We start from the raw sequence: 17991 nt of genomic DNA, 5'->3' as shown, positions 1-17991 counted from the left end.
GCCGCGCGGGCGGCCCTGGCCACCGGCCACCCGGAATACGCCGCCCAGGCCGCCTGCCACCTGGCCCAGGGCTTCGAGCGGGAAGGGCGCGCCGAGCAGGCCAGGGCCGCCTGGCAGGCCGTGCTGGGGGTCGGCACGGCCGCGTACGTGCCGCTGGCCCATCTCGCGCTGGCCCGGCTGGCCATGGAGACGGACGACCCGGAGGCCGGTCACCTCGACGAGGCCGAGAAGGAGCTGCGCTCGGCCATCCGCGCCGGGCTGGAGGCGGGCGACGACCAGATCGGCGCGCACGCCGCCCAGCAACTGGCCGAGCTGCTGCTGGAGCACGGGGAGCCGGGAGCGGCCGCCGAGGTGCTGCTGGACGCCCTGGAGTTCGCCCCGGGGGACGAGGTGCCCGGTCTGCGCGTGCGGCTCGGCATCGCGCACCTGGAACTCGCCTGCGCGGAGTTCGCCGAGAGCGTGGAGGCCGGGGCGGATCCGCGGACCGGGGCGCTGGCCATCGAGCTGCTCGCCCGTACGCTGCCGCTGCGGGGGAGGGACGAGGACGCCGGCCGGGTCTGGACGTACGGGCTGGAGCACGAGGACGAGACCCTGGCCGCCGAGGTGCGGCTGCGCTACCACCGCGAGGTCTGACCGGCCCGTTGGCCCTGTCGCAGGGCTCCTAGGGGCGGCGCATCGTGGCCATGGCGGCCGCGATGTTGACGACCACGATGGCCAGCCACGTCACCAGCAGCCCAGCGGGCCCCGCGCCGTCGGCCGCGATGGCGGTCAGCGGCACGCCGATGGCGAGCGAGCCGAGCGCGATCGGGACCATCGGATGGCCGCTCTGCCGCCGCCGCTTGGGAGCCGGGAGGGCGCCGTGCTGGTCCAGCTCGGCCCGCACCCGATGGGTGATCGTGGCGTCGAGGCGCTCGACGAACGAGTCGATGAGCGCGGCTTCGTAGTCCGGGCCCAGGTCGCGGCGTGCGTCGAAGGTGGCCTGCAGGTCGTCCCGGAGGCGTTTGTCTGGCATGGATCTCATCATCCCCGGTGTGCGCCGCGCCGTCATCCGCCCTGAGGGCCAGGCCCGGATCCTCCCCAGGTACGGTGCTGCCATGCAGGTGATGACCCCGAGAGGGCCGGCGCTGGTCGAGATCGACGACGTCGCCGACCCGCGGCTGCTGCTGGTCCTGACGCACGGCTCGGCCGGGGGAGTCGACGCTCCCGACCTGCTGGCCGTGCGCGCGGCGGCGCTCGCGGTGGGGGTCACGGTGGTGAGGGTGACGCAGGCGTTCCGGGTGGCGGGGGCGCGGGCGCCCGGCTCGGCGGCCAGGCAGGACGAGGCGTGGGAGATCGTTCTCGACGAGGTGCGCGCGCTGCGGCCAGGGCCGGCCCTCGTGCAGGGCGGGCGGAGCAACGGGGCCCGGGTGGCCTGCCGTACGGCCAAGGCGGTCGGGGCGGCGGCGGTGGTGGCGCTGGCCTTCCCGCTGCACCCGCCGGGGAAGCCGGAGCGTTCCAGGGCCGACGAGCTGCGCGGGGCCGGGGTCGACGTGCTGGTGGTGAACGGGGATCGCGATCCGTTCGGCGTGCCCGACGCGGCGGACGCGGCGCGGCTGGTGGTACTGCCGGGGGAGGGGCACGATCTCAAGCGTGACCCCGCCCGGGTGGGCGAGGTCGTCGCGGAGTGGATCGTCCGCTACGCGTAGGCCCGGCGTGTGGCGGCCGGGGCCCAGCGGGTGGCCCAGTAAGTGGCCCAGCGAATGGCCCAGTGAGTGGCGCTGAGAATGGCCCAGTGAGTGGCCCGGTGAGTGGCGCTGCGGTTGGCGCCTGTGGAGGGCGCTGAGGAGATGCCGGGGCCTGTGGGCGGCGCCGAGGAGGCGCCGCGGGGGCGCTCAGGTCGGCGCCGGTGGGCCGGGAGGCCGGGGCCGGAGGCCCGCAAGGCGTCCCGGTGGGGTGTGCTGGCGATCAGGCCGCGCCGACCACGGGCCGGTGCGGGGCGATGACGGTGCCGCTGGGAAGGAGCTCGCCGGTGTCATCGAACAGGACGACGCCGTTGCAGAGCAGGCTCCACCCTTGTTCGGGGTGGCAGGCGAGGGTGCGCGCCGCTTCGCGGTCGGGCGCCTCGGCAGCCGGACAGGCCGGGTCGTGCGGGCACATCGGCGTGCCTCCGATATCTCGTGGGATGCTCCCGTTGTGGAGGGGCGGGAGCGTGGCTCGGGTTGTTCTACTGGCAAGTATGCGACGTGTGTCACGCTTTCCGACATAAGTTCGTGAGAACTGTTACAGGAGGGTCCCCGGACGTGTGACCTTCGACACAGCGTGCCTTATGCAGGATAACGGTCCAAGCGCGACACGCGCATCACGTTTGCAATCCCTTGAGCAGAGCGTCGAGTCCGCGCTCGAAGTCCACATCGGCTCTTTCGTCTCGCCTGACCCACTCGTCAACCTCCGGATCGGCCCACCCTGACTGCTGCACCTCGACGGCCACGCTGCCGAACACGAACGCCCGCAGCGCGCGTACGGCGTCGGCGGCGTCGCCCAGCCCTCCGTCGGCGAGCTGCTCCGTCTGCTCCCTGATGGCCAGGGCCGTGGCCCCCTTGGGCGGCTTGGTCAGCGCCAGGGCCAGCACGCCCGGGTGCTCGCGCAGCAGCTCCCTGCCCGCCCGGCACCACGCCCTGGCCGTCTCCTGCCAGGTGGGACCCTGCTCGACGTGGACGGTGGTGACGTGCTCGGCCAGGGCGTCCATCAGCGCCTCCTTGCCGCGGGGCAGGTGGTGGTAGATGGCCATGGCCTCCACCTGCAGCGCGTCGCCGAGCCGGCGCATGGTGAGCCGCCGCAGGCCCTGGCTGTCGGCGATGTGGAGCGCGGCCTCGATGATGCGCTCGTGGGACAGGGGGACCGGCGGTCTCTTGGCGGGCATGGTGATCATCTTACTATGTAAAGGGCGTCGGGCCCGGGGCGATTTCCGCCCGTGTCGCCGGACGGCGTAACCTTGGCCGTTGAACGAGTGCCGACAGTTTGGAAGGGCCGGGCCGATGGCGTTTTTCCGTCCGCGGGTGAGCCGGGAGGCAGAGGTCCGCTACCACGCGGACCAGGAGATCTCCAAGAGCTTCCCCGAGATGCTCGACAAGGCCAGGCAGGCCGAGCGGACGCTGCGCGACCTGCGGGCCGCCACCGCCGACGAGATCGAGCTGCTGGGCGCCGGCCGGGCGTTCGACCAGGCGCTGACCGAGGCGCTGCGGGCCGCCGAGGCCGGGCAGCGGGCCACGTTCGGCGTGAAGTCCTATGACGACCGCATCGCCCGCCGCAAGGCGAAGGCCACGCCGGCCGGGTCCATGTGGACGGCCGAGGTCGAGCGGCTGCGCACGATGCGCGAGGACAACCGGATGTGGGGCATCCCGCGCCTTCCCCGTCCCGTCCCCACCATCGTCTGACCAGTCCGGCTGACCGGCCCGCCTGGCCACCCTGTCTGATCAGCCCGGCTGGCCGGCCTGTGCGCCGAACAAGTCAAAAAGAAGGGGGCGTCGTCGGTCGGCCGACCGGGGGTGCCCCCTTCTGGTGCGTCTCGCCGCTTGCGGGAAGGCGAGCGGATCCACTTCGCCGACCGCGTGCGGGAGAAGGTCTCGGTCCGTGTCCGCGGCATCAAGCGAGGGGGTCACGGATCCCTGATCTCCGGGCACCCCGCAGGTTCCACGATCTCCACACCGATCGGAGCCACAGTCCCCGCCTTCACATCGCGGGCGAACTCCGTCGAGGACGGTGTCGGGGTGGGTGCGACGCGATGCTCCACCAATGACCGGTCCGCAGGCCAGATCGACTCCACCGCAGCAAGGTGTTCAGCGTCTGTGAGGGGATCCATACGGCAGTCAGGCGGGCCCGCGGCGCTGCTCAGCATGGGACAAGCAGCCAAGGTCAAGATCACTAAGGCGGCCGGGCTTCGTCTGTTCACACGCTACTCGCAGTCGTCCTCAACCTTGCGCAGGCCATCAACATGGGGTATTCGCCCCTGTGACGGATGCGCCCGGGGCCGTAGGCGATTCGACCCTGACAGTCCGATCATCGCAGGCAGCCCAAGTCGAGGGCGTCCATGCCGAACGGCGAAAGACGCCCGGCTGGGGGCAGCCCAGCCGGGCGTCTCGCTGTGCTTCTCGACGCTGATCGCGGTGTTGCGACGACCCCTTGAATCCGCCGTACCGCTAGCTCGCCCAGTCGAGCAGCGGGCGCGTGTTGCTCGGGTGGCGGAGCTTGGACAGCGACTCCTTCTCGAGCTGCCTGATCCGCTCCCGGGTCAGCCCGAGGTGCTTGCCGATCTCGTCGAGCGTGTGCGGCTTGCCGTCCACCAGGCCGAAGCGCAGGGCCATGATCTTCGACTCCCGCGGCGAGAGGTTGTCGAGCACGCCCCTGAGCTGGTCGCCCAGGAGCTGGCGGTCGACGATCTCCGACGCCTCGGGGGAGTCGACGTCCTCGATGAGGTCGCCGATCGTGGTCTCGCCGTCCTCGCCGATCGTCGCGTTGAGCGAGATCGGCTGCCGGCTCGTGCGCAGCAGCTCCTCGATCTGGTCGGGCGTCTTGTCGAGCTCGACGGCCAGCTCTTCCGGCGTGGGCTCGCGGCCCAGCCGCTGGTGCATGTCACGCTCGACCCGCGACAGCTTGGAGAGCATCTCCAGCACGTGCACGGGCAGCCGGATCGTACGGGCCGAGTCGGCGAACCCGCGCTGGATGGCCTGCCTGATCCACCACATGGCGTACGTGGAGAACTTGAAGCCCTTGGTGTAGTCGAACTTCTCCACGGCCCTGATGAGCCCCAGGTTGCCCTCCTGGACGACGTCCAGCAGGGACATGCCGCGATCGGTGTACTTCTTGGCCACCGAGACCACCAGGCGGAGGTTGGCCTCCAGCATGTGGTCCTTGGCCTCCTTGCCGTCCTCGACCACCAGGCGCAGCTCGTCCTGGACGGCTGACGAGAGGTCGGGCTGGCTGTCCAGCTTGTACTCGGCGTAGAGCCCGGCCTCGATGCGCCTGGCCAGCTCCACCTCCTGCGCCGCGGTGAGCAGCGTGCGGCGGCCGATGGACTTGAGGTAGGTGTGCACCGAGTCACCCATGACGGACTGGGTGTCGTCGAGGTCGATCGGCTCGTCCTCGGCGTCGTCGGCGGCGGTGACGGCGAGGTCGTCGGGGACGTCCTCCATGTGCTCCGGCTTGGGCTCGGGCGGCGTGACCGCCCTGGCCGCCTCGCTCGCCACGGGGGACGACACGGACGACGACACGGACACAGTGGAGGTTTTTGCCTCGCCCGCCTTGCGGCGGGTAGTCTTTGCCCGCGAGTCCTTCCTGGCGGAAGTCTCCTTTTTCGGGGTGTTCTTCTTGGGGGCGGTGGTGCTGAGAGACGGCTTGTTCTCGGCGGCCAGGCTCACGCCGGTCTCCGACAGCTCACGCAAGATAGTGCGGCCTTCAGAGGGGCTGATACCGGCCCTCGCGAATGCGTCACGCAGCTCCGCCAGAGAAAGGTGACCCTGGGCTCGCCCTCGTTCAATGAGTTGGTCGAGAGTCGCGGGTGGGGTCGCCACGGCGGTTCTGGGCATGAGGACACCTCCTCCGTACGGAGTGGAAGCGATCAGGCAGGTTGTGGTGGGCGGCTTCGCGTCCGCACGGCGCACCAGTATCAATAACGCCCATCGCCGTCATTTGTTCCCGGGTGTCCATGCGAGATGAAAAAGGGGCGGATCCGCCCTACAAGAGCTGAACCGCCCCGGGACACGTCCTATTCCCGCACCTCGACATCGCCCGACCCGACCGCGTAGTCGCCGGGCGACACCTCGGGCATCGGCATCGGCTGGGCGTCTTCCATGCGATGGTCCGTCCAGTAGTCGACGACCGCGTCCGGATCGGGGTTGACCTCCTTGGAGACCACGAATCCGTCGTCATCGCCCTGATTGGGGCTCGGCGTCTGCTGCTGCGGTGACTGGCCGGACAGTGGCGCCTTCTCCACCTCTGCTCGGGTCTCCCTCGCGACCTCGTCGAGCTTTCCCGCCGAGGCAGCCGCCGCGACCGAGGCGCCGCCGACGACGATGACGCCGACGACGGCCGCGGATGCCCACATCTTGCGGGTCTGGTTCATGAAGGCTCCCTCCTTCTCCCCACTATGACGCAGCGGCAACTCGTCAGGTTCCTGCCTTCAGCCGGACCAGGTCGGTCTTGCCGTTGGGCAGCAGTGGCAACCGGGAGACGAGCCGCAGCCCGCGCGGGGCGGCGTAAGTAGGCAGCCTATCGCGGCAGTATGCCCGCAATTGCGGAAGCGTGAGGGGCGTGTCGGGGTCGGCGGGGACCACGACGGCGGTGACCAGTTCGCCCCACTCGGGGTCGGGCACGCCGATCACGGCCGCGTCGGCGATCTCGGGATGGGTGCCCAGGACGCCGGCCACGGACCCCGCCACCACCTTCTCGCCGCCGGTGATGATCACGTCGTCGGCCCGGCCGAGCACGCGCAGCCGGCCGCCGCTCAGCTCGCCCAGGTCGGAGGTGACGAACCAGTCGCCGTCGAGCGGGGCGGGCGGGTCGTCGAAGCGGTAGCCGCTGAACAGCACCGGGCCCGCGACGCGGATCAGGCCGTCCGCGCCGATCTTGAGCTCCACGTGGTGGAGGGGCCGGCCGTCGTAGACGCAGCCGCCGGACGTCTCGCTCATCCCGTACGTCGTCACGACCCTGGCGCCGAGGTCGCGCGCCTGTTCGACCAGCCCGGGCCGGGGCGCGGCGCCGCCGAGCAGGATCGTACGGAACACCGAGAGGTCCGCGCCCAGCTCGACCAGCCGGTGGAGCTGGGTGGGCACCAGGGAGACGTGGTGGGCGCCGGAGGCCAGGACCGCGTGCGGGTCGAAGGCGGGGTGGATGATCGGGTCGCTCTCCGACAGCAGGGCGCGTACCAGGACCTGCAGGCCGGAGACGTGGGAGACGGGCAGGCAGCACAGCCAGCGCTCGCCCTTGGACGCCTCCACGCGGCGCAGCGAGGCCGCGGCCGAGGCGCGCAGGGCGGTGGCCGAGAGCAGCACGCCCTTGGGGGCTCCGGTGCTGCCGCTGGTGGCGATCACGACCGCCACGTCGCCGGGGACGCCGGCGCCGTCGCTGCGCGGCTCGCCGTCGACGTGGGTGGGGCGCAGGGCGGCCAGGGCGGTGGCGGCGGAGTGGCCGGGAGACAGTGGGAGCACCGCGGGGCCGTCGCCCGTGAGCGCGTCGCGGATCGCCGTGAACAGGGCGGGGCCCGGAGGCTGCACAATGGCGTGCAGCGGACGGTCCGGATGCGACGGGTTCCTCCACATGCTCGTAAGGTTAATGGCGACAGGTCGGACAGCGGCGCAGGGAGGGTCGTGAGGCGTTCCCCCATGGCTCGCATGGCTCCCGTGACTTGCGTGCCGCCTTCGGCTCGCGTGCCCTCTGTGGCTTCGGTGCCTCCTGCGGCTCCCGTGACCTTCGTGGCTTGTGTGCCTTCTGTGGCTCGCATGCCGTCTGGGGCCGTCGTGTCTTTTGCGGTTTCCGCGTCTCGTGTGACTCCCGTGGTTCGGGCGCTCCCCGCGCGCGCGTGGTTCCGGGGGCGGGCCGCCGGGGAAGGGGTGCTGCTGGGCGGCCCGGCGGGGCGGGGCGAGCCCTTTCCGCCTCCCGACCGGCGCCCCGTAGTGAATTTTCAGCATTTGTCGGCATTTGAGATTGAATCTCCCCAGTGGCTTCGCCGGATGCAGGAGGCGTCACGTTGAACCCCGCTACCGCGCTGGCCACCGTACTGGTCGACGAGCTGGTGCGCTGCGGCCTGACCGACGTGGTGCTGGCCCCCGGCTCCCGCTCCGCCCCGCTGGCGCTGGCGCTGCACGCCGAGTCGCGGGTGCGCCTGCACGTGCGCATCGACGAGCGTTCCGCGTCGTTCCTGGCGCTGGGGCTGGCCAAGCGGTCCGAACGGCCGGTCGCGCTGATCTGCTCCTCCGGCACCGCGACCGCCAACTTCCACCCGGCCGTCATCGAGGCCGGCGAGTCGGGCGTGCCGCTGCTGGTCCTGACCGCCGACCGCCCGCCCGAGCTGCGCGGCACCGGCGCCAACCAGACGATCGACCAGGTCAAGCTGTACGGCACCGCGATCCGCTGGTTCGCCGAGGTCGGCGTGCCTGAGGAACGTCCCGGCCAGGTCGCCTACTGGCGTTCGCTGGCCGCCCGCGCCTACCAGCGCGCGGCCGGCGCGGGCAACCCCGGCCCCGTGCACCTCAACCTCGCCTTCAGGGAGCCGCTGATCCCCGACGGCGACGCCACCTGGTGCGAGCCGCTCGACGGCGGCGCCGGCGGCCCGTGGGTACGCACCAGGGTGGCGCCCCCGCCGATCGCCCTGCACATCCCGCCCACCAGGCGCGGCGTCCTCGTGGTCGGCGACGGGGCCGCCAACGTGCGCCGCTACGTGGCCGCGGCGGGCATGGCGGGCTGGCCGGTGCTGTCGGAGCCGAACGGCGGCGCCCGCTACGGCGACCACGCCATCTCGACCTACCACCACCTGCTGGGCACGCCGGAGTTCGCCGACGCGCACCGGCCCGACGTGGTGGTCACGCTGGGGCGTCCCGGGCTGTCGCGGCCACTGCTGTCGTGGCTCAGGCGGGCCGGTGAGCACATCGTGGTGGCCCCCGACCTCGACCGCTGGCCCGACCCGACCCGCTCGGCCACCCAGGTGGCGCAGGCCGTGGAGATCCCGGTGGCCTCGGGCGACGACACCTGGCTGCACGACTGGCGGCAGGCCGACCAGGCGGTCAGAGCGGCGCTGGACGAGGTGCTCGACGTGTCGGGCACCAGCGAGCCGCGCGTGGCCAGAGACCTGGTCGACGCGCTGCCGAACGGGGCGCTGCTGTTCTGCGGGTCGTCCATGCCGATCCGGGACCTCGACCAGGCGATGCGGCCCAGGCGCGGCATCCGGCTGATGGCCAACCGGGGCGCTTCGGGCATCGACGGGATCGTCTCCACGGCGATGGGGGCGGCGCTGGCGCACAACGGCCCCTCGTACGCGCTGATCGGCGACCTGTCGTTCCTGCACGACCAGAACGGGCTCATCCTCGGGCCCAGGGAGCCGCGGCCCGACCTGTGCCTCGTGGTGGTCAACAACGACGGCGGCGGCATCTTCTCGCTGCTGCCGCAGTCGGCGGTGCGCGACCCGTTCGAGCGGGTCTTCGGGACGCCCCACGGGGTGGACCTGGGCTATCTGGCGGCGGCGACGGCGACGCCGTACACGCTGGTGGGGGACGTCGGCGACCTGCCCAAGGCGCTGCGCGGGGAGGGGCCGCGGGTGGTGGAGGTGCGTACGGACCGGGAGGAGAACGCGCTCGTGCACGCCCGGCTGCGCGACGCCGCCCAGGACGCCGTACGGGCCCTCATGACCGTCTGAGGCCCTCCGCGACCGGGCGGCGGGTCGTCAGCCCCGCGAAGCGTCCGGGCGAATCAGCCCTTCAGGCCCGCGAAGCTTCCGGGTGGCTCAGCCCTTCAGCGCGTCCATGAGGCGGTTGAGCGGGCCGTCGAGGCCGTAGCGGTCCGCCAGGGCGACCAGGGCCTCGGGGGAGCGGGGCTTGTCCGGCAGTGTGAGGTCGGCGGCGGGCAGCGGCGCGTCGGGGGCCACCTCCACCACGGCGGGGGCGGCGCGCAGGTAGTCGCGGGCGGCGGCCAGACGGGTGCGCGCCCCGGCGGCGAAGCCCTCGGTGGCGCCCGCGTCGAGGGCGTCGAGCAGCGCCCCCAGAGAGCCGAACCGGGTGATCAGGGCGGCGGCGGTCTTCTCGCCGACCCCGGGCACGCCGGGCAGGCCGTCGCTGGGGTCGCCGCGCAGGGTGGCGAAGTCGGCGTAGGCGCGGCCGGGGATGCCGTACTTGCCGGTGACGAACGCCTCGTCCACGATCTGCAGGTTGCGGATGCCGCGCGCGGTGTACAGGACGCGGACCGGGCGGGAGTCGTCGACGAGCTGGAACAGGTCGCGGTCGCCGGTCACGATGTCGACCGCGCCGCCGGCCCGGTGGGTGAGCGTGCCGATCACGTCGTCGGCCTCGTAGCCGGGCGACTCCAGGCGGGCGATGCCGAGGGCGTCGAGCACCTCGTGGATGACCGCGATCTGCGGGACGAGCGCCTCGGGCACCTCCTCGATGTCGCCGTGCGCGACGCGGTGCGCCTTGTACGTCGGGATCGCCGCGACCCGGAACGCGGGCCGCCAGTCGGCGTCCATGGTGGCCACCAGCTCGTCGGGGGAGTGCCCGCGCACGAGGGTGGCGATCATGTCGATGAGGCCGCGTACCGCGTTGACGGGCGAGCCGTCGGGAGCCTTGATCGACTCGGGCACGCCGTAGAAGGCGCGGAAGTAGAGCGACGGGGTGTCCAGGAGCATCAGCACTAGGCCAGTATGCCCACCGCCAGCAGGCACGCGTCGTCCTCCGGGTTGGGGCCGCCGATGTCGGTGAGCAGGCGGTCGAGACCGGCGTCGAGGTCGTGGCCGCGGATGCGGCGGGCGGCGGCCAGGGTCAGGTCGAGGCCGACGTCGATGTCGCGGGTGCGCCGCTCGACCAGCCCGTCGGTGAACAGCAGCAGCAGGTCGCCGGGCTGCAGCCGGGTGGTGGCCAGCTCGTACGGGCTGCCGGACGCGGCCCCCAGCAGCACGCCCCTGGGCTTGACGAGCTGGCTGGCCACCCCGTCGCGCACCAGGATCGGCGCCAGGTTCCCGGCCTGGCCCCAGGCGAACACGCGCGTCTCGGGGTCCAGGTGCCCGATGATCGCGGTGGCGGTGGTGTCCTTGAGCTGGTGCATGACCAGCTCGTTCAGCCAGTCGAGCAGCCGGTTGCCGGCCTGCCCGGTCATCGCCAGGCCGACGAGGGCGTGGCGGAGCTGGGCCATGCGGGAGATCGCGGGCAGGCCGTGGCCGGAGACGTCGCCGATGGCCAGCAGCAGGCGCCCGTCGGGGGAGGGCGCGGCCTCGAACCAGTCGCCGCCCAGGTTCGCGGTCTTCTCGGCCGGGACGTAGCGCACCGCGACCCGGGTGTGCGGCAGGTCGAGACAGCCGGCCGGCTCGGGCAGGATGGCCTCGCGCAGGGCCAGCATCACGTGGCGTTCCTCGGCGGCCTGCTCGCGGGCCTCCAGGAGCTGGCGGCGCGACTCCGTCACCATGCGCTCGGCCCGGCGGCGTCCGGTGATGTCCTGGATGACGCCGTGCATGCCGATCGTGCCGCCGGGCCCGGCCAGTGGTTCGAGCACGACGCGCAGGTCACGCAGGTCGCAGGAGCCGGCGCCCCGGCGGATGCGGAACTCGGCCTGCACCGGCTCGACGCCCTGCACCACCGACCACAGCAGGCGGTCGAGCGTGGCCACGTCACCCGGCTCGACGTGCTCGGCCAGGTCGGGCAGGGCGATCGGGCCGTCGCCCGGGTCGCGGCCGAAGATCACGTACACCTGGTCGGACCAGATCGTCTCGCCGGAGTGCAGGTGCCACTCCGCCCAGCCCATGTTGCCGAGCCGCTGGGCGTGTGCCAGCCGTACGGCGAGGATCTCGGCCTCGCCCTCGTGCCCGAGCAGCTCGGCTGCGCCTATGACGTCGACCATGGTCTCACTCTCGAAGCGCAGTGGAACTGGACAATTGGCCCCACAATACGTGATCGATCGTGAACGGTGTGTAGTGCGGGCTTGCGGCGTGGTGAGACCTTTCCGCGGATTTTAGGACGGGTGGTCCGAGTAGATTGTCGGCTGTGACGTCCTCTGATCTGTACCCCGTGTCCCGGCTCGCCGCCGCCCAGGAGGCCACCGCCAAGGCCGGCCTCGACGCCCTGCTGCTCACCCCGGGCCCCGACCTGCGCTATGTCAGCGGTTACGACGCCAAGCCGCAGGAACGGCTGACGTGCCTCGTGGTGCCCGCCTCCGGCGAGGCGTACATGATGGTGCCCCGCCTGGAGCTGCCCGCCGCCCAGGCGTCGCCGGCCGCGCGACTGGGTCTGGAGTTCGTGGCATGGGACGAGACCGACGACCCGTACGCGATCGCGGCGGCCCGGCTCGGCCAGGTGGCCAAGGTGGGCCTGGCCGACCGCATGTGGGCCATGGCGTCGCTGCGCTTCCGCGAGGTGCTGCCGAAGGCCGGGCAGGTGCTGGCCGGAAGCGTGCTGCGGGAGCTGCGGATGCGCAAGTCGCCCGCCGAGGTGGCGGCGTTGCGGCAGGCCGGAGAGGCGATCGACGCGGTGCACCGGCAGGTGCCCGACCTGCTGCGGGCCGGGCGCACCGAGCGCGAGGTGGGCCGCGACCTCGCCGAGGCGATCCTGGCCTCCGGGCACGAGACCGTCGACTTCGTGATCGTCGCCGCCGGCCCGAACGGCGCCAGCCCGCACCACGACGTGTCCGACCGGGTCATCCAGGCCGGTGAGCCGGTCGTGGTGGACATCGGCGGGCAACTGCACAACGGCTACTGCTCCGACTCCACCCGGACCTACAGCGTGGGCGAGCCGCCGGCCGAGTTCGCCGCCTACTACGAGGTGCTGCGCAGGGCCCAGGACGCGGCCTGCCGGGCGGTGCGGCCCGGTGTGTCGTGCGAGTCGATCGACGCCGCCGCCCGCGACGTCATCGCCGAGGCCGGGTACGGCGACCACTTCATCCACCGCACCGGCCACGGGATCGGCATCGAGACGCACGAGGAGCCGTACATCGTGGCGGGGAACGGGGAGGCCATGGAGACCGGGTTCGCGTTCTCGGTGGAGCCGGGCATCTACCTGGCGGGCCGCCACGGGGCCAGGATCGAGGACATCGTGGTCTGCACCGAGGACGGCGCCGAGCGGCTCAACCACACGCCGCGCGAACTCGTGATCGTCTGATCGCGGCCCCGCCCCTGGCGGGGTGCCGGTGTGACACAGTCGCTGTCATGTTCGCGGAGATCACGTACGCCACCAGGCCCGGGTCCGGGCGGCCCAACGAGGATCTGGTGATCGCCGGGCCGTCCTGGATCGTCGTCCTCGACGGGGCCACGGCGCCGCCCGGGGTCGACAGCGGCTGCGTGCACGACGTGGCCTGGCTGGTGGGGCGGCTCGGGGGCGCGCTGGCCGAGCGGCTGGCCGCCGGTGACGGGGCTCCGCTGGCGGCGCTCCTCGAGTCGGCGATCGAGGCGACCGGGGCGGCGCACGCGTCGTCCTGCGATCTCGCCAACCCCGACTCGCCGTCGGCGACGGTGGCCATGGTGCGCTCCCGTGAACGGCTGGAGTACCTGGTGCTGGGGGATTCGCCGGTGGTGTTCTCGCTGGTGGGCGGTGGGACGCGGGTGGTGTGCGACGACCGGCTGGAGCGGTTGCCGGGCGGGCGGCCGTACTCGCTGGAGCTGGTGCGGCGGCTGCGGAACGCGCCGGGCGGGTTCTGGGTGGCCGGGGCGCGGCCCGAGGCGGCCCGCGAGAGCGTCACCGGCGAGGTGGACCCGGACGGGGCCGGGGCGCGCGGGAGCGCGGTGCGCGGAGTCGGGGTGTTCACGGACGGGGTGGGACGGCTCGCCGACTGGTACGGCTGGAGCTGGGCGGACGTCCTGGAGCTGCTGTCCGGGCGCGGGCCGGGAGCGTTGATCGCGGCGGTGCGGGAGCTGGAGACGGCGCGCGGGCCCGTCTGGGGCAAAACTCACGACGACGCCACGGCCGCCTGGGGACGCCTGGGAGACTGAACCGCCGTCACCTGGGGACGGGCTCACGCCGCCTGCGCCGAGGTGTATGCCGAGGGGTATGCCGAGGTGTATCAGGCACGGCCTGCGCCGCTCTGGGATTTCGAGGGCGGCGGAGGGAGTGCGCATGTTCGTCGGCAGGACACGAGAGGTCGCCCTACTGCGCACGGAGCTGCGTGCGGCGGCCGGTGGTGCCGCGCGGAGGGTGCTGGTCGAAGGGCCGGAGGGCATCGGCAAGACGGCGCTGGTGCACCGCGCGCTCGACGGGGAGGCGGGCGCGCGGGTGCTGACGGTCAGCGGCGAGGAGGGCGAGCGGGACCTGCCGTTGGGGGTGCTGCGGCAGATCGCGGAGGAGGCGGTGCGGCTGGGGCTCGGCGCGACGGGGGCGCCGACCGGCCGCCGTTCCGGCCGGGGTTCCTGTTGCGATTCCGGTCGCGATTCCGGACGGGGTTCCGGACGGGGGCCCGGCGGCGGTTCCGGCTGTGGTCCCGGCTGTGGTCCCGGCCGGGACGATCGGCTTGTCGAAGCCGTGACGGGGCCGGTGGGGGAGCCGGACGCGTGCGCTGCCGGGCAGGCGATCTGCGAGGTCGTGGCCCGGGTTCCGGAGGGGGAGACGCTGGCGCTGGTCGTCGACGACGCGCAGTGGGCGGACCGGCCGTCGCTGCGGGCCCTCGGTTACGCGCTGCGGAGGGTACGGTCGGGGCGGGTGCTCGTCCTGGTCGTCTGCCGGGACGCGGCCGATCCCTGGCTGCCGGAGGGGCTCAGGCGGCTGCTTCGCGGTGACGGCACGCTGCGCGTCGCGCTCGCGGGGCTGAGCGCGTCCGAGCTGGCCGCGCTCGTCGCAGGGCTCGCGCCGTCCGCTCACGGGCCGGGTACGGACGGGGCGACCGCGGTGGTGACCCCGTTCATGGCCCCGTTCGTGACCCCGTTCGTGGCCCCGTTCATGGTCACGGCAAGGGCGGAGGTCGTGGTCACGGCGACGTCGGGGATGGAGGCGGCGGCGCGGACGACGTTGGGGGCGGAGGCGGCGGCGCGGTTGCGGGAGCACACCCTGGGGAATCCGCTGCACGCCCGTGCCCTGCTGGACGTGCTGCCCCTCGCGGTCCTCGACGACTCCGGCGCCCGTCTCCCGGCGCCCGCGACGTACCAGCGGCCCTTCGCCCGCCGCCTGCACGCCTGCGCCCCCGCCACCAGGCGGCTCGTCGAGGCGTGCGCCGTGCTGGGCGGACGGTGCCCGCTGCACGTGGCCGCCGCCGTCGCCACCGGGATCGACGAGCCGCTGAACGCCCTGGAGGAGGCCGTCGCCGCCGGGCTGCTGCGCGAGCTGCCCGGCCGCCTGATCGGCTTCCCCGAGCCGCTGGCCGTGGCCGCCGCGTACGACGGCATCGGCGTGGGTGCGCGGGCACGGCTGCACCTGGCCGCGTCCCGGCTGGCCGAGGACACCGGCGCCGGGCTGCGCCACCGCGCGGTCGCCGCCGGAGGGCCCGACGAGGTGCTGGCCGAGGAGCTGGCCAGCTTCGCCGCCAAGGCCGCACAACACGGGCAGTGGCAGGAGGCCGCCGCCCATCTGGAGCTGGCCGCCGGGCTCACCGAGTCGGCGGGGCGCCGCGACGAGCTGCGTACGGCCGCGATGGAACACGTCCTCGTCGGGGGCGACGTGATCCGCGCGGCCGCGCTGGCCGCCGTGCACAACGCCGACCCGCGCCCGGTACGCCGGTACGTGCTGGGCCGGCTCGCCCTGGCCGCCGGGCGCTTCGACGAGGCGTACGAGCTGCTGGCCGAGGCGTGGCGGCACGCCGAGCCCGGGTTCGCCGCCGACGTGGCCGAGCAGCTCGCCTGGCTGCACCTGGTCACGGGGGACCCGGTGGCGGCGGCGGACTGGGCGCGGCTGGCGATCGAGCAGCCCATCCAGGGCGCGGTAGCCCGGCCGTACGACGTCCTGGCCCTGTCCGGGGCACTCGGCAGCCCTCGGGCGGGCGGCGCGGTGGCGATGGGCGGGGCACCCGGAGCCGCCAGTCCACGGCCGGACGGCGTGGTGGCAGCGGGTGGGGCACCCGGAGCCGCCAGTCCCCGGCAGGGCGGCGTGGTGACGGTGGGCGGGGCATCCGGTGCGGCCGGTTCTCAGGACGGCGACAGCCTCGCCGACGCCCTGGCGCACCTGGCACGGGACGAGCCCGGCCTCGCGTACGCCGTGCTCAAGCGGGTCGTGGCCGCGGCCGGGACGGCGGGCCTGCCGCACCACCGGCTGCCGGCCGAGGCGCTGCTCGCCGTCGCCGAGCACGGCCTGGCGCGCTGGGACGAGTCCGCGGCGCGTGCGGAGCGGGCACTGGCCGAGGCGGTGGCGCTCGGGCAACGGTGGCTGCTGCCGTGCCTGGCGGTGGCGTGCGTGGCCCCCCTGGCCGCCCGCGGAGATCGGGAACGTGCCCTCGCCCACGCCACCGCCGCAGGAGAGGCCGCCCGGCGGATGGGCCACGCGATGGGCGAACGTCAGGCGGACCTCGCCATGGAGCTCCTGGGCGCGGGGCACTGGGCCGAGGGAGGCAGGTCCGTGCCGGGTGGGCTGGTGGTCCCGGTGTTCGTGCCCGACCCGCGTCCGGCCAGGATCGAGGCGCTGGTCGCCGACGGGCGGCTGGAGGAGGCGGCGGCGTTCCTGGCCGCGTACGAGGGTGGGGCGTCGGCGGAGGGCGATGACGGGGACGGGGACGGGGACGGCGATCGGGCGGTGGCACGGCAGGACGTGGCGGAGCGGACAGGCGAACAGGGGACGACGGAGTGGCGGCGGGCCGAGCGGCTCAGGCTCGGCGGGCTCCTGCTGGCGGCCAGGAACGTTCCAAACCAGGCCGAGGAGCGGTTCGGGCGGGCGCTGGCGCTGGTGGGGGCGGGGGTGTGCCCGCTGGAGGAGGCGCGGGTGCTGCTGGACCTGGGCAGGCTGCTACGCCGTACGGGACGGCGTAAGGCGGCGGCCGAACGGCTCGGGGCGGCGCGGGCCATCTTCGAGCGGCTGGGGGCGCGGCCGCTGGTCGAGCGGTGTGTTCACGAGCTGGAGGCGTGCGGGCTGGAGCCGGTCGCGACCGTACGGCTCGGGCTCACCCCGCAGGAGCTCAGCACCGCCATGCTTGTGGCCGGAGGCCTGACGAACCGGCAGATCGCCAGGGAACTGCTCATCAGCGTCAAGACCGTCGAGTATCACCTCGGGAAGATCTACACCAAGCTCGGCATCGGCTCCCGCGTCGCCCTGGCCGCCAAGCTCGCCGCCCACACCGGGCCGACCTGACCACCGCCGCGGGCCCGGTTCCGCAGCCGTCACGAGCTGGGCGACGGCCGGTCCCGAGATTCGCCCGCGTCCGTGACGCCGGATCCGACGACGGCCCACAGGCTTGTCAAGACGCAGAGAACATCACTGAATCGACCCTTTCTCGCCTCCTTGAGAACCATTGTCACGCTCCAACACCGGCGATTGGATCTAGAGGTGATCTTCTGCGGTGCGTCACCAACGGGCGTTGAGGCGCACCGCCACGCATCGAGGTCACTCACACCCTTCGGACACCCGCCAGGAGGCCATTCCCCATGCCCAACGCCCCCCTGCTGCACTACACGACCAGCACCGCCCCCCTCCAGGCGGGCACCCCCGACAAACCCGCCGCCAACACCATCGACATCACCGTCTCCAGCCCGGCCGGCCAGAAGATCTACTGCAAAAAGATCGACATCGCCGTCCCGGTCAGCGCACCCGACGACGGAGGCGCGTACTTCACCGAGAACCCGCAGTCCTCGATCACCGGCAAATGGAGCATCGCGTCCGCCCAGGTGCGGACCGGTCTGGAACTCGGCCTCGACCCGGCCACGAACTACTACCACGTCATCTTCCAGGCCCCACCGATACCGGGGTTCGACCTCATCGACACACCGCTGACCATCAACATCACCGGCAACGTCGCCGGCACCCCCGGCAGCACGCTCACCTGCCCGACCACCGAAACCTCCGGCACGACCAGCGGCAAATTACACACCCAAGACACCCCAGGACCTGACCTGGAACACCGCGAAACCCGCCTTCTACCTGCACAACTTCCTGGCCGGCGCCCCGGACGAGCCGACCGTCCCCAGGACCAGGTTCAACGCCGGCGACGTCATCTCGCTCACCTGGGAGAGCAACGGCGACTCCTTCCACCTGTACGGCGGCGACGGCACGGTCCTCCACGAAGGCCCCGAGACCACCTGGACCGTCCCCGCGGGCACGATCGCCAACGACACCACTTTCACCCTGAAGGCGTCCACGAAAAGCGCCACCGGTTTCGAGACGGCCGACCGTTACGCGACCCTCACCATCACCATCGACAACCCCA

At 72.9% G+C, this 17991-nt stretch carries 17 protein-coding genes; 7 read left to right on the top strand and 10 right to left on the bottom strand.

Annotated features, from left to right (window positions below; genetic code table 11):
* On the top strand, positions 1 to 633 hold a 633-nt coding region (locus ABD844_RS22695), incomplete at its 5' end, for a tetratricopeptide repeat protein (protein ID WP_344881239.1).
* 28 nt (positions 634 to 661) lie between these two features.
* Here the strand turns inward: ABD844_RS22695 and ABD844_RS22690 are convergent.
* A complete protein-coding gene (locus tag ABD844_RS22690) occupies positions 662 to 1012 on the bottom strand; it encodes a hypothetical protein (RefSeq protein WP_344881236.1) in 351 nt (116 codons plus the stop codon).
* An 82-nt stretch (positions 1013 to 1094) separates the two neighbouring features.
* Here ABD844_RS22690 and ABD844_RS22685 point away from each other — a divergent pair, with 82 nt between their 5' ends.
* A complete protein-coding gene (locus ABD844_RS22685) occupies positions 1095 to 1685 on the top strand; it encodes an alpha/beta hydrolase family protein (protein ID WP_344881248.1) in 591 nt (196 codons plus the stop codon).
* 259 nt (positions 1686 to 1944) lie between these two features.
* Here ABD844_RS22685 and ABD844_RS22680 read toward each other — a convergent pair whose 3' ends face one another.
* Together ABD844_RS22680 and ABD844_RS22675 are read right to left on the bottom strand one after the other, a co-directional pair.
* Positions 1945 to 2136, bottom strand: a complete 192-nt coding sequence (locus ABD844_RS22680) for a DUF5999 family protein (RefSeq protein ID WP_344881233.1) — start codon at positions 2134 to 2136, stop codon at positions 1945 to 1947.
* Between the two features lie 202 nt (positions 2137 to 2338).
* Entirely contained in the window at positions 2339 to 2899 is a 561-nt protein-coding gene (locus ABD844_RS22675) for a TetR/AcrR family transcriptional regulator C-terminal domain-containing protein (protein ID WP_344881230.1), read from the bottom strand.
* A gap of 136 nt (positions 2900 to 3035) precedes the next feature.
* On the opposite strand from ABD844_RS22675, the gene ABD844_RS22670 reads away from it, so the two are divergent.
* Positions 3036 to 3413 (top strand): hypothetical protein, encoded by a 378-nt coding sequence (locus tag ABD844_RS22670; RefSeq protein ID WP_344881227.1) that lies wholly within the window; start codon positions 3036 to 3038, stop codon positions 3411 to 3413.
* A gap of 762 nt (positions 3414 to 4175) precedes the next feature.
* Here the strand turns inward: ABD844_RS22670 and ABD844_RS22665 are convergent.
* The 3 genes from ABD844_RS22665 to ABD844_RS22655 form a co-directional block, all read right to left on the bottom strand.
* The gene (locus ABD844_RS22665) at positions 4176 to 5561 is read right to left on the bottom strand and encodes an RNA polymerase sigma factor (protein WP_344881224.1); all 1386 of its coding nucleotides are present in this window, start codon (positions 5559 to 5561) and stop codon (positions 4176 to 4178) included.
* Positions 5562 to 5740: 179 nt separating this feature from the next.
* On the bottom strand, positions 5741 to 6097 hold the full coding sequence (locus ABD844_RS22660; RefSeq protein WP_344881221.1) for a hypothetical protein: 357 nt from the start codon (positions 6095 to 6097) through the stop codon (positions 5741 to 5743).
* Positions 6098 to 6140: 43 nt separating this feature from the next.
* Positions 6141 to 7292, bottom strand: a complete 1152-nt coding sequence (locus ABD844_RS22655; protein ID WP_344881218.1) for an AMP-binding protein — start codon at positions 7290 to 7292, stop codon at positions 6141 to 6143.
* Positions 7293 to 7720: 428 nt separating this feature from the next.
* Between ABD844_RS22655 and menD the strand changes: the two genes are divergently transcribed.
* Positions 7721 to 9382 carry a 2-succinyl-5-enolpyruvyl-6-hydroxy-3-cyclohexene-1-carboxylic-acid synthase gene (gene menD, locus ABD844_RS22650; RefSeq protein ID WP_344881215.1) on the top strand — a complete coding sequence of 554 codons (1662 nt, stop codon included), beginning with the start codon at positions 7721 to 7723 and terminating at the stop codon, positions 9380 to 9382.
* 87 nt (positions 9383 to 9469) lie between these two features.
* Here the strand turns inward: menD and ABD844_RS22645 are convergent, their stop codons facing one another.
* Both ABD844_RS22645 and ABD844_RS22640 read right to left on the bottom strand, forming a co-directional pair.
* Positions 9470 to 10363 (bottom strand): 5'-3' exonuclease, encoded by an 894-nt coding sequence (locus ABD844_RS22645; RefSeq protein ID WP_344881245.1) that lies wholly within the window; start codon positions 10361 to 10363, stop codon positions 9470 to 9472.
* Between the two features lie 5 nt (positions 10364 to 10368).
* Entirely contained in the window at positions 10369 to 11568 is a 1200-nt protein-coding gene (locus ABD844_RS22640) for a PP2C family protein-serine/threonine phosphatase (protein WP_344881211.1), read from the bottom strand.
* A gap of 143 nt (positions 11569 to 11711) precedes the next feature.
* On the opposite strand from ABD844_RS22640, the gene ABD844_RS22635 reads away from it, so the two are divergent.
* From ABD844_RS22635 to ABD844_RS22625, 3 genes are all read left to right on the top strand, one after another.
* On the top strand, positions 11712 to 12821 hold the full coding sequence (locus ABD844_RS22635; protein ID WP_344881209.1) for a M24 family metallopeptidase: 1110 nt from the start codon (positions 11712 to 11714) through the stop codon (positions 12819 to 12821).
* 47 nt (positions 12822 to 12868) lie between these two features.
* The gene (locus tag ABD844_RS22630) at positions 12869 to 13648 is read left to right on the top strand and encodes a protein phosphatase 2C domain-containing protein (protein WP_344881206.1); all 780 of its coding nucleotides are present in this window, start codon (positions 12869 to 12871) and stop codon (positions 13646 to 13648) included.
* A 124-nt stretch (positions 13649 to 13772) separates the two neighbouring features.
* Positions 13773 to 16919 carry a helix-turn-helix transcriptional regulator gene (locus ABD844_RS22625; RefSeq protein WP_344881203.1) on the top strand — a complete coding sequence of 1049 codons (3147 nt, stop codon included), beginning with the start codon at positions 13773 to 13775 and terminating at the stop codon, positions 16917 to 16919.
* A 577-nt stretch (positions 16920 to 17496) separates the two neighbouring features.
* On the opposite strand, the gene ABD844_RS22620 is transcribed toward ABD844_RS22625, so the two are convergent.
* Together ABD844_RS22620 and ABD844_RS22615 are read right to left on the bottom strand one after the other, a co-directional pair.
* The gene (locus ABD844_RS22620; protein ID WP_344881200.1) at positions 17497 to 17646 is read right to left on the bottom strand and encodes a hypothetical protein; all 150 of its coding nucleotides are present in this window, start codon (positions 17644 to 17646) and stop codon (positions 17497 to 17499) included.
* Positions 17647 to 17701: 55 nt separating this feature from the next.
* Positions 17702 to 17899, bottom strand: a complete 198-nt coding sequence (locus tag ABD844_RS22615; RefSeq protein WP_344881197.1) for a hypothetical protein — start codon at positions 17897 to 17899, stop codon at positions 17702 to 17704.
* Positions 17900 to 17991 lie beyond the last annotated feature (92 nt).

Source organism: Nonomuraea antimicrobica, assembly GCF_039536965.1.
GTDB lineage: Bacteria > Actinomycetota > Actinomycetes > Streptosporangiales > Streptosporangiaceae > Nonomuraea > Nonomuraea antimicrobica.
This window is presented reverse-complemented; position numbering and strand designations above follow the sequence as displayed.

Excerpts from the sequence above, each read along its gene's own strand:
- ABD844_RS22690 (WP_344881236.1), bottom strand. The coding sequence starts at position 1,012 with ATGCCAGACAAACGCCTCCGGGACGACCTGCAGGCCACCTTCGACGCA.
- ABD844_RS22685 (WP_344881248.1), top strand. The coding sequence starts at position 1,095 with ATGCAGGTGATGACCCCGAGAGGGCCGGCGCTGGTCGAGATCGACGAC.
- ABD844_RS22680 (WP_344881233.1), bottom strand. The coding sequence starts at position 2,136 with ATGTGCCCGCACGACCCGGCCTGTCCGGCTGCCGAGGCGCCCGACCGC.
- ABD844_RS22675 (WP_344881230.1), bottom strand. The coding sequence starts at position 2,899 with ATGCCCGCCAAGAGACCGCCGGTCCCCCTGTCCCACGAGCGCATCATC.
- ABD844_RS22665 (WP_344881224.1), bottom strand. The coding sequence starts at position 5,561 with ATGCCCAGAACCGCCGTGGCGACCCCACCCGCGACTCTCGACCAACTC.
- ABD844_RS22660 (WP_344881221.1), bottom strand. The coding sequence starts at position 6,097 with ATGAACCAGACCCGCAAGATGTGGGCATCCGCGGCCGTCGTCGGCGTC.
- ABD844_RS22655 (WP_344881218.1), bottom strand. The coding sequence starts at position 7,292 with ATGTGGAGGAACCCGTCGCATCCGGACCGTCCGCTGCACGCCATTGTG.
- ABD844_RS22645 (WP_344881245.1), bottom strand. The coding sequence starts at position 10,363 with ATGCTCCTGGACACCCCGTCGCTCTACTTCCGCGCCTTCTACGGCGTG.
- ABD844_RS22640 (WP_344881211.1), bottom strand. The coding sequence starts at position 11,568 with ATGGTCGACGTCATAGGCGCAGCCGAGCTGCTCGGGCACGAGGGCGAG.
- ABD844_RS22630 (WP_344881206.1), top strand. The coding sequence starts at position 12,869 with ATGTTCGCGGAGATCACGTACGCCACCAGGCCCGGGTCCGGGCGGCCC.
- ABD844_RS22625 (WP_344881203.1), top strand. The coding sequence starts at position 13,773 with ATGTTCGTCGGCAGGACACGAGAGGTCGCCCTACTGCGCACGGAGCTG.